Here is an 11,135-nt window from a genome sequence, read left to right as displayed (position 1 = left end):
GCACGAATGATGCCGCGATTAAGTGCTTGAGTCAGATTTAAATAAAGTGGGCGCATAAAAACCGCTGCTGGAGCAAAGTTAAGTGGTCGCAATGACACATAAGCAGGTTGCTCTGTTATTTCCATGGCAGCAGCCAGCGCGTATTGCAATGTTTCAAATTGTAATTCAGCACTGATGATGACATCAGGATTACCGAGTAGTGGTAAATTAATGTGGCCAATACTCGCATGTTGAACCACGGATTTTAAAGCAAAATTAGGAATGGTAAATTGAGTCTCTTGTAATTGTTTAAGGCACTCAATGACGGCATTTAAGATAACTTCTGGATCATATTGTTTGTCGAAATAACATGCAATTAATCCTGAGCGTATTATAAATACTTCAGTGTCTAGGTGTTTACTGAACTGGCTATTAAAGTATTGCATTAATACTACTGATTCGGTAAGTCCTAGTTGAATATCAATATTGTTTAATTCATTGATATTGACTAACGCGAGTGTTTTAGGAACAGCGTGATTGAGTGTACTGATACGTTGAATAAACGCCCTGTAACCTTGCGCTTGCGTTATGGGATCTAAGTTATTCAAATGTTGAGCGTCAACATATAAGGTGTTTCTCTGCTGAAATTTTCTGTAGATAAAAATCAACACAATGATCGCAATACTAAAACCGAGAATTAAGGCTAAAATGATAAATTGATTGTATTTATTCGTCACAGATTGTTGTTGTAGTTTTTGTTGTAATAAACCCAGCTCAAATTTTAATTTCTGTTCAGTGAGTTCAGAGAAATCATTTTTTTGTTCGGTGTTATCTTGTGATGTATTATTAACTTCAACAATGGCATCGACAGTTGCAAGTGCTGCATTGAGGTTGTTGGTTTTGCGATATGCGGTAGACAAATAACCTAGTGCTTCTATTTGCACATCATTTAAATGTTTCTTTTTAGCCAGTTCTATAGCTTTACTTGCATGATCAATAACCTCATCCCACATACCTTCACTGCTATTTATTTGGGCAAATAGTAGTTCATTATGGACTAAGTAATGTTCTATTTTTCGAGCTCTAAATATATCATTTGCACGTTGCATTACGTTTAATGCCGCTTGGATATTATTTAATTTGAAGTAAGCTTCGCCTAAGTTATGGTATGTGAGTCCTATGGCAATTTCATTACCTATACGTTCATTAACTTGCTGGACATTTAAATAATAGTCGATGGATTTATTCCATTGATCTTGGCCTGCGTAAATCATTGCAACAACCGTCAAGGCCTCTGATAGATAAACATCTTGGCCTATCGATTGAAGGATCTCTGCCGCATTATGGGCATATTTTAGTGCATCATCCCATTGTTCTAAATCTCGGTATGTACGCGCAAGATTGAGTTGTGTATGTGCTTTAATTCCGGGGTAATCCAGACTATTGGCTAAACGGAATGCTTCACTGTAATGCTGTAATGACTTGGCTTGATCACCATTAAGGTTGTAATAACGACCTAACTGGGTTTCTGCATCGGAGATAAAATAATTATTGTGTAATTGGTAAGCGATATCGCGGTAACGATTTAAGTGAGAAAATGCTGGTGTAGGTTGAAGTAGCAATGAATGTAACATGCTGAGTTGTTCATGAAGTGTCGATTTTAAAAGCGTGCTTTCTAAACTGACATCTGTGTTAACCATATTTAAAACATCATTATATTCAACGATCACCTGATTATATTCTTGGTTTTGACGTCCTTTAATCCGCGCTTTAAGCATAATGACGACAGCTTGTTCAAGTGTGGTTGATGCGATAGCGTCTAATTGTGTTATCAGTAATTCGGCGTCTTCATATTTGGTTGGCGATGTCAGTTTCGCTTCTAAATTTAGTCGTGCCAATAGCTCTAAATCGCGATGAAGTTCATTTGGTGGGTAACTTAACTCATTCGCAGCTTGTTCAAACTCTGCATTATTTGAAAATTGTAAAGGGAATTCTGTGGCCCTAATTAGCTTTGTATAAAGCTTTTGTGGGTTTTCTTTGAACAATATTTCTTGCTGCTCAATATCCCTTGCTGAAACCACAGTACTTAATAGTATCGAGCATAATATGAACAGAGAAAAACATCGCAGCATAGTAAGAAATACCTTTTATTGTGTTAGTTAACGTGGACTTCATTTTCACGTGGTATGGATAAATAAATTTACATTGGTCTGATGTTCGCACTGGCTGGTTTTCACTAAATTGTAAATTGCCACTGTGTTAATGAGTCTAGAACGTTATAATTGTTCGGAATTTAAAATAAAAACAATAGAATCATAACAGAAGGAACCTAGAGTGAAACCTACTTCTCTTGCAATTTTAACCAGTAGTGCCATTTTTTCGATGAGTTGGGCTGTTAAACGCACTCAAGCACTCGCTGAACTCAACAACAATCTTCAACAAGAGATGAATCAGCGTCGTAAGATTGAAGATCAGCTTTTACACGATGCTCAACATGATGGACTCACCGGTTTACCCAATCGCAGTTATTTAATGGAGCAATTATCACAAGCATTAAAACACTTGCGCCGGCATGGATTAGATCAATTTGCCTTATTATTTATCGATCTTGATCGCTTTAAACTGATCAATGATTCTTTCGGTCATCTTGAAGGCGATCGTTTTTTAATTGAAACAGCTCAACGTATCAAGTCATGCGTGCGCGAAAATGACACTCTAGCAAGAATGGGCGGTGATGAATTTGTTATTTTGCTAGATTCGATTAATGCCACAGAAGATGCTATCGAAGTCAGCGACCGTATTTTACATGCGTTGTCTGTGCCCTATCAATTAGCCAAACAAGAGTTCATCTCAGGTGCCAGTATCGGAATTGCATTTAGTGGACGTAATAAATTAGTCACCAGTGAATCTCTACTGCGTGATGCCGATGCGGCGATGTACCAGGCTAAAGCAAATGGCAAGGGTTGTTATGTTATTTTTGACGACAAGCTCAGCACGCAATCTAAGCTACAACATGAATTGGAAATTGATTTTAAGAAGGCGTTAGACCAACAAGAGTTTGAGATTAACTACATTGAAGTGGTCGATTTTACTACCGGTGAGATAATTGCCATTGAACCTCACGTTGAGTGGCATCATCCCGAACAAGGCATTATTGAACATGGCAAAATGAAGCAGCTTGCCGCACAATACCAGCTCACACTAAATTTAGATGGTTATATATTCTCCACCCTAAGTGCACAATATCAAGCTCTTAAGTCAAAATATGGTGCGGATGCATACTTACATCTATACATTAGCAGCCAGCACATCAAAAATAAATTCGTATTACGCAATCTTAAGCAAACCATTAAAGGCAGTAATATCAATCTTGATAAACTAATATTATTTTTTAACGAAAAAGCACTCGTGCAAGACACCGAAAACCATATCAATGGTTTCGAGTTTATTTCGCAATTGGGTGTGCAAATCGGTATCGATGGTTATGGCACAGGTTACAGCTCACTCAGTTGCCTAAGCTTCTTACCTATTAAGGCGTTAAAGTTAGACAATGACATCAGTAAGCACTTGCTCAATGACAAACAGTTACAATTAGTGAAAGCTTACCAATTGACGGCACAAACACTTAAATTCGATATCTACGCCACTACCGTCGACACACAGCAACAAATCAGGCAGTTTTTAGAACTTGGTTATGTGCGTGGTCAAGGCCGAGCAATCAGTAAATTATTTAACGAAAAAAAAAAGCACCATAAGTCTTGCGCCTAATCAATAAGACCAACCACATTAACACTACTTTTTAAACATATCGCGAATGTTGGCGATATGACTTTTACTGGTTTCGACACGCTGCTCTTCTGTTTGAACAGGCTTACGGTTTTCCCAAATTAAGTCATCTTGCGGCAACTCAAGTAAAAAACGGCTCGGTTCACATCGCATCGTTTCACCAAATTGACGACGCTCACGGCATATTACAAACCACAATTCACGTTGTGCACGGGTAATACCCACATACGCCAGACGGCGTTCTTCATCGACATTGTCTTCGTCAATACTCGACTGATGCGGCAAAATACGCTCTTCAACGCCCACCATAAATACAAAAGGATATTCCAGTCCTTTAGAAGCATGTAACGTCATTAACTGAACTTGATCGCCCCCTTCATCCTCACTGTTGCGTTCCATCATATCGCGCAGTGTTAATCGAGTAACCACTTCTGGTAGCGTCATTGGTTCGTCTAATTCATCACCTTCAAGCATTTCGGTAACCCAGCGGTATAATTCAGAAATATTCTTCATCCGCATTTCAGCGGCTTTAGCACTGGTACTGGTTTCGTATAAGTAATCTTCATAATTTATTTTACGTATAAGCTGTTTAATCGCTTCAACAGGCTCACCACGCGTAGCAACTTCACCAGTATCAACAATAAATTGACCAAATTGGTACAATGAGTTAACCGCAGCTGGCGCTAAGTGATGATTGAGTTCAACATCAAAAATCGCTTCAAATAACGAGATATGCTTTTGATTGGCAAAATTACCTAAACGCTCCAGCGACGCAGGGCCGATTCCACGTTTAGGTAAGTTAACCACCCGCAAAAAAGCATTGTCATCGTCCGGGTTCACCACTAAACGTAAATACCCCATGATATCTTTAATTTCTGCACGAGAAAAAAATGAGGTGCCACCACTGAGCTTATATGGAATGCGATTGGTCATTAGCGACCGTTCTAACAAGCGAGACTGATGATTACCACGGTATAAAATAGCGTAATCACCAAACTTAGTCCGTCCAACAAACTTATGCCGAATTATCTCAGCCACCACTCGCTCAGCTTCCTGCTCTTCGTTAGCGGCAATTAATACTCTTAAGGGCTCACCGTAAGCTAACTCACTGAATAACGCTTTGTCGTACACGTGAGGGTTGTTAGCAATCAAAATATTGGCAGCCCGGAGAATACGTTGGCTCGAACGATAGTTTTGCTCTAACTTTATCAATTTAAGCCTTGGAAAATCAGTCCCTAACAATACTAAGTTCTGTGGCTTAGCGCCGCGCCAAGAATAAATAGACTGATCATCATCGCCTACTACAGTAAAACGCGAACGTTCACCCACTAAAAGTTTAACTAATTCATATTGGCTGGTATTGGTATCTTGATATTCATCCACCAGCAAGTATTGGATTTTAGTCTGCCAACGGGTGCGCACTTCTTCATTCATCCGCAACAATAAGGTTGGAATTAAGATTAAATCATCAAAATCGAGCGCATTATAAGACTTCATGTGCTGAGCATACCGGGCATACAACATGGCAAATAATTGGCTTTGCTCATCTTTTGCCATGTTTTTTGCTTGCTGAGGGATCACTAATCCCCCCTTCCAATTAGATATCGCTGATGCCAAAGATTTGATCAGGTCTTTATCATCATCTAATTCATCTTCGGTCAGTTCTTTTAATAACGCGAAAGTGTCTTGATCATCAAATAGCGAAAAACCTGCTTTAAGCCCAAGCACTTTATGCTCGCGCTTAATGATTTCGAGCCCTAAAGTGTGAAATGTAGAAATCCATAATCCGCGGGCTTCTTTGCGGCCCATAGACTGAGCCACACGTTCTTTCATTTCACGGGCGGCTTTATTGGTAAAGGTTACAGCGGCAATATTGCGGGCTTTATAGCCACACTTTTCAACTAAGTAAGCAATTTTATTAATGATTACACGTGTTTTACCACTCCCCGCGCCAGCGAGCACTAAGCATGGACCCGATACATAATGTACGGCTTCATTTTGCCCTGGATTGAGTTTCATTAATCATTACACCTTACTTAACCTTAAACGAAGGCGGATCATAGCAGAATCAACTGGTGACGGTTAACGAAAAATCACAGTTAAGGTTTGGAAAAGCGCTTACCTCGGTTACAATTAAATCAACGTATCAGTAGGGGATCATCATGATTAATCCAAAGAAAATAGAAGAGCTCGCTAAGCAGCTAAGCGACAACTTACCCAGCGGTGTTAAGCAATTTGCCGGTGAGTTTGAAGAGCGCAGCAAGCAGATATTACAAAACCAATTGATGAAACTGGATGTGGTATCGCGCGAAGAGTTTGAGGTACAGCAACATGTGTTGCTTAAAACTCGCGAAAAGCTTGAAGCATTACAAGCGCAAGTTAATGAGTTAGAAAAAAAGTTTGCTGAGTAACTAACCCGAACTTAAGATAATAAGCACCTCTGTAATCATTTCCACTCAATTTACAGACATAAAAAATGACACTATTTAGCGTCATTTTTTATTCAACACGTGACTTAAATTAGGCTAGCTAATTCTAGTTCTGGTTAAGAGACTCTTCTAATGCGTATAAGCAAAGGGCAACGTTTTCACGACGAGCACCATAGCCCATCAAGCCGATGCGCCACGCTTTACCCGCTAAAGCACCTAATCCTGCACCAATTTCTAAATTATATTCTTCCAATAAATGCTTACGCACAGCGGCGTCATCAACACCATCGGGAATATATACAGTATTAAGTTGCGGTAAACGGGATGCTTCTTCAACCACAAATTTCAATCCAAGTTTGGTTAATCCATCACGTAATAACTCATGCATTTTACGGTGTCTTGCCCAGGCATTTTCGAGGCCTTCATTGGCTAACAAACGTAAAGACTCATGCAGGGAATATAATGCATTAACGGGTGCAGTATGATGATAGCTACGCTTAGCACCAGCGCCATTGCCCCAATAACCCATCACTAGGGTTTGATCTAAAAACCAACTTTGCACCAAGGTGGTACGAGCTTTTAGTTTAGCAACGGCTTTAGGCGAAAATGACACTGGAGATAAACCAGGCACACAAGATAAGCACTTTTGGCTGCCTGAATAAATGGCATCAATGCCCCACTCATCTACCAGTAATTCAACGCCACCCAATGAGGTCACCGCATCAACAATACTGATACAGTCATGTAATTGCGCCAAGGTGCATAATGTTTTGGCATCAGACAGCGCACCCGTTGAGGTTTCTGCATGTACAAAGGCTAAAAATTTGGCATCAGGATGCGCGACAAGTGCAGCTTCAACTTTATCTGGGCATACAGGTTCGCCCCATTCATTGTCGACGACTACCGCAACACCGCCAACGCGCTCAACGTTTTGGCGCATGCGCTCACCAAATACCCCATTACGACACACGATTACCTTTTCACCTGGTTCAACTAAATTGACAAAACAGGTTTCCATGCCAGCGCTGCCTGGAGCAGATACGGCTAAGGTCATTTCGTTTTTGGTTTGAAAAGCATATTGAATTAAGCTTTTTAGCTCATCCATCATGCCAACAAATAATGGGTCAAGGTGGCCAATAGTCGGCCTTGATTGTGCCGCAAGCACTTCGGGATACACGTCAGATGGGCCAGGCCCCATTAAAATTCGGCGCGGTGGCATAAAAGCTTGAATTGTTGGTACGGGTAACATCAAAGTCTCCTTAAAATGAGGTCGAAAATTCATAACTGTGTATGAATCTGGAAAATTTACCCTACATATAAAGCAAACTATACCAATCAGTTGCTGCAAAATACATTAACATCAACTTATTAGTGGTCGTCGGTAATCGTTTATACAAACCCACGAATATATTTTCGTTTTAGGCGAACTGACAATACCACATTGAGGCACTAAATCACCTCAGTATGGTAGTTAACCTGAACTCGGGATAACAAACGCCTCTCAAACAGCCCTTTGCCTTGCTAACGGTGTTGAATTAACTTGCAATAGACCCGCTATTGACGCGTCAATTCGCCTTGTTAGTAAAACAAATGACAAGTCTGATAGTGATAAATGTCTAAGTTTATGATCTTTATTATCATATCTTAGTCTCTTACCCCGAGTTCAGGTCAGTTAACAATGACTTACGCCTTTGCTTTAGCGCTATTTAAAAATAACTGATATGCCGGGCTGTGGGTTTCTTCTTGATAAACGAAACCTAACTCCGTTAAAAACTGTGCAAACGCTACGTCGTCTTTAGCCGGAACTTCAAACCCAGCTAACACTCTGCCAAAGGCTGCACCATGGTTACGGTAATGAAATAAACTAATATTCCATTTACTCTGTAAAGTGGTTAAGAACTTCAGCAATGCCCCTGGATGCTCAGGAAACTCAAAGCTAAATAAGCGTTCTTCTAAAGGTTCGAGTGGGTGACCACCGACCATATAACGCACATGTAGTTTAGCGGTTTCATCTTGGGATAAATCTTGAACTTCAAAACCTTCAGACTCAAGTTTAGCAATAATCTCACTTAGCTCTGCTTGGCCACCAGTAAGACGAATACCCGCAAACACTACTGCCATATCACGGCTACTAAAACGATAGTTAAACTCGGTCATCACCCGTTTATCGAGTAACTCGCAAAAACGTAAAAAACTGCCTGGTTTTTCAGGTATTTTTACCGCTAAAACCGCTTCTTTTTGCTCAGCTAATTCACAGCGTTCAGACACATAACGTAAACTATGAAAATTCACATTGGCGCCACTCAATATGGCTGCGACTTTTTTCGGCGCGTCGATGGAGTCACCTTGTTGCGCCATGTACTTTTTAAGCCCAGCAATTGACAAGGCCCCTGCAGGTTCTGCTATTGCACGGGTATCTTCAAAAATATCTTTAACCGCTGCGCAAATTTCATCAGAAGTAACCGTAATCACTTCATCAACATATTCACGCGCTAACCTAAATGGCTCAGTACCAATGCGTTTAACCGCTACGCCGTCAGCAAACAAACCGACTTGGGCCAGCGTCACAGGTTCATCGGCTTCTAATGCCGCCTTTAAACATGCGGCATCTTCGGGTTCAACCCCAATGATCCGCACTTGTGGCATTACCGCTTTATAATACGCCGCAATACCGGCAATTAATCCACCGCCGCCAACAGGCACAAACACAATTTCAATATCGCGTTGCTGCTGGACCATTTCTTGGGCAATCGTGCCTTGGCCCGCAATAACCGCTTCGTCATCAAACGGAGCGATATAAACACGTCCTTCAGTTACCGACAGATTCTTAGCATAATCATTGGCTTGATCAAACGCCTGCCCGTAAAGTACCACATTGCCACCTAAGCGTTTCACAGCATCAATTTTAATATCTGGCGTGGTGCTAGGCATTACAATTACAGCATCAATACCACGGCTGGCGGCAGACATTGCCACGCCTTGGGCGTGATTGCCCGCTGATGCACACACCACACCTTTATTGCATTCATCTTGAGTTAATGCCGCAATACGGTTGTAGGCTCCACGTATTTTAAAAGAATGCACTGGTTGCATATCTTCACGCTTTAAATACACCTGACAACCAAAGCGAGCAGACAATTTATTCATGCTCGACAGTGGCGTCACTTTAGCCACATCATATACAGACGAAAGTAAAATTTTCTGTAAATAATAGTGGGCTAAATCTAATTGAGTTTGAGACGCCAAAGCCAACATACTACCCCTCCAGCTTAGTGCGATCGCGTACCGCACCTTTATCAGCACTGGTTGCAAGTAATGCATACGCTTTAAGGGCTAATGACACATAACGCTCACGAGACACCGGCTTCCAACCTAACGGACCTTTTGCATCCATAGCAGTGCGACGCTGAGTAAGCTCTTCTTCACTGACATTTAATTGAATGCTACGCTTAGGAATATCAATGGCAATTTGATCGCCGTTTTCGATCAGTGCAATTGTGCCACCTGAGGCTGCTTCTGGTGATACATGGCCAATAGACAAACCAGAAGTACCACCCGAAAAACGACCATCAGTAATTAACGCACATTTAGCGCCTAAACCACGCGATTTTAAATAGGTTGTTGGATAAAGCATTTCTTGCATACCAGGGCCACCTTTTGGGCCTTCGTAGCGAATAACAACCACATCACCTTCAACCACTTCGCCGCCTAAAATACCGGCTACCGCATCATCTTGGCTTTCATACACGCGTGCACTACCAACAAAAGTTAAATTAGACTCATCAACCCCTGCCGTTTTCACAATACAGCCATCAACGGCAACGTTACCTGACAATACGGCTAAGCCACCTTCTTGACTAAAGGCAAACTCACGCGAACGAATACAGCCATTTTCACGGTCGTCATCAACACTGTCCCAACGACAATTTTGACTAAATGCTTTAGTGGTTGGTATACCTGCAGGGCCGGCACTAAAAAAGCGGATCACTGCCGGGTCGTTAGTCTGTTTAATGTCGTATTTAGCTAAAACTGATTTTAAATCGCCGCCATTATCTGCGGCCACATGCGGTACATCGTTATGGATTAAACCAGCTCTATCTAACTCGCCTAAAATACCCATCACCCCTCCAGCACGGTGAACATCTTCCATATGATATTTAGGCGTTGATGGTGCAACCTTACATAGATGAGGCACTAAGCGTGATATGCGATCAATATCAGCCATAGTAAAGTCAATTTCCGCCTCTTGTGCGGCAGCCACTAAATGCAACACTGTATTAGATGAACCGCCCATGGCAACATCGAGTACCATGGCATTTTCAAATGATTTAAATGACGCAATATTACGTGGCAATGCTGTTTCATCGTCATGCTTGTAATAACGTTCTGCCAACATCATCACGCGGCGACCTGCTTCTAAAAATAATTCACGACGGTCTTCATGAGTTGCGAGCATTGAACCGTTACCCGGTAACGACAATCCTAAGGCTTCGGTTAAACAGTTCATTGAATTAGCAGTAAACATACCCGAGCACGACCCACAAGTAGGACAAGCACTGCGTTCGATTTGCTTACTGTCTTCGTCACTGACATTAGAGTCTGCACCGGCGATCATGGCATCAACTAAATCAAGTTTAATAATTTTATCGGATAGCTTAGTTTTACCCGCTTCCATTGGTCCACCGGATACAAATACCACCGGAATGTTTAACCGCAGCGCCGCCATTAACATGCCTGGAGTAATTTTATCGCAGTTAGAAATACACACTAATGCATCGGCACAATGCGCATTGACCATGTATTCAACACTGTCTGCAATTAACTCGCGCGACGGTAAGCTATACAGCATGCCACCATGGCCCATCGCAATACCGTCATCTACGGCAATAGTATTAAACTCTTTGGCAATGCCGCCAGCTTCTTCAATGGCACCTGCAACCA

The 11,135-nt window shown here is 41.5% G+C and carries 7 protein-coding genes; 2 read left to right on the top strand and 5 right to left on the bottom strand.

The features are described from left to right. A partial coding sequence (locus H5202_RS13125; RefSeq protein ID WP_182772462.1) for a tetratricopeptide repeat protein occupies window positions 1-2,024 on the bottom strand: 2,024 nt, incomplete at its 3' end. 289 nt (window positions 2,025-2,313) lie between these two features. On the opposite strand from H5202_RS13125, the gene H5202_RS13120 reads away from it, so the two are divergent. Beyond that, the gene (locus H5202_RS13120) at window positions 2,314-3,747 is read left to right on the top strand and encodes a putative bifunctional diguanylate cyclase/phosphodiesterase (RefSeq protein WP_336244800.1); all 1,434 of its coding nucleotides are present in this window, start codon (window positions 2,314-2,316) and stop codon (window positions 3,745-3,747) included. Window positions 3,748-3,771: 24 nt separating this feature from the next. On the opposite strand, the gene rep is transcribed toward H5202_RS13120, so the two are convergent. After that, the gene (rep, locus tag H5202_RS13115) at window positions 3,772-5,784 is read right to left on the bottom strand and encodes a DNA helicase Rep (protein WP_182772461.1); all 2,013 of its coding nucleotides are present in this window, start codon (window positions 5,782-5,784) and stop codon (window positions 3,772-3,774) included. Between the two features lie 143 nt (window positions 5,785-5,927). Between rep and ubiK the strand changes: the two genes are divergently transcribed. Then, window positions 5,928-6,176 carry a ubiquinone biosynthesis accessory factor UbiK gene (gene ubiK, locus H5202_RS13110; RefSeq protein WP_059746313.1) on the top strand — a complete coding sequence of 83 codons (249 nt, stop codon included), beginning with the start codon at window positions 5,928-5,930 and terminating at the stop codon, window positions 6,174-6,176. Between the two features lie 124 nt (window positions 6,177-6,300). Here ubiK and H5202_RS13105 read toward each other — a convergent pair whose 3' ends face one another. The 3 genes from H5202_RS13105 to ilvD all read right to left on the bottom strand — a co-directional run. Beyond that, a complete protein-coding gene (locus H5202_RS13105) occupies window positions 6,301-7,443 on the bottom strand; it encodes a pyridoxal-phosphate-dependent aminotransferase family protein (protein ID WP_182772460.1) in 1,143 nt (380 codons plus the stop codon). A gap of 434 nt (window positions 7,444-7,877) precedes the next feature. Continuing rightward, the gene (gene ilvA, locus H5202_RS13100; protein ID WP_182772459.1) at window positions 7,878-9,449 is read right to left on the bottom strand and encodes a threonine ammonia-lyase, biosynthetic; all 1,572 of its coding nucleotides are present in this window, start codon (window positions 9,447-9,449) and stop codon (window positions 7,878-7,880) included. Window position 9,450: 1 nt separating this feature from the next. Further along, the coding region (ilvD, locus tag H5202_RS13095; protein ID WP_182772458.1) for a dihydroxy-acid dehydratase at window positions 9,451-11,135 on the bottom strand (1,685 nt) is incomplete at its 5' end.

It is taken from the genome of Shewanella sp. SG41-4, assembly GCF_014164505.1.
Taxonomy (GTDB): domain Bacteria; phylum Pseudomonadota; class Gammaproteobacteria; order Enterobacterales; family Shewanellaceae; genus Shewanella.
The sequence above is the reverse complement of the archived record's forward strand: the minus strand, read 5'-3'. Positions and strand labels throughout refer to the sequence as shown.

Bases quoted from the DNA above. Each gene is read 5' to 3' on its own strand.
- rep (WP_182772461.1), bottom strand. From the start codon at position 5,784: ATGAAACTCAATCCAGGGCAAAATGAAGCCGTACATTATGTATCGGGT.
- ubiK (WP_059746313.1), top strand. From the start codon at position 5,928: ATGATTAATCCAAAGAAAATAGAAGAGCTCGCTAAGCAGCTAAGCGAC.
- H5202_RS13105 (WP_182772460.1), bottom strand. From the start codon at position 7,443: ATGTTACCCGTACCAACAATTCAAGCTTTTATGCCACCGCGCCGAATT.
- ilvA (WP_182772459.1), bottom strand. From the start codon at position 9,449: ATGTTGGCTTTGGCGTCTCAAACTCAATTAGATTTAGCCCACTATTAT.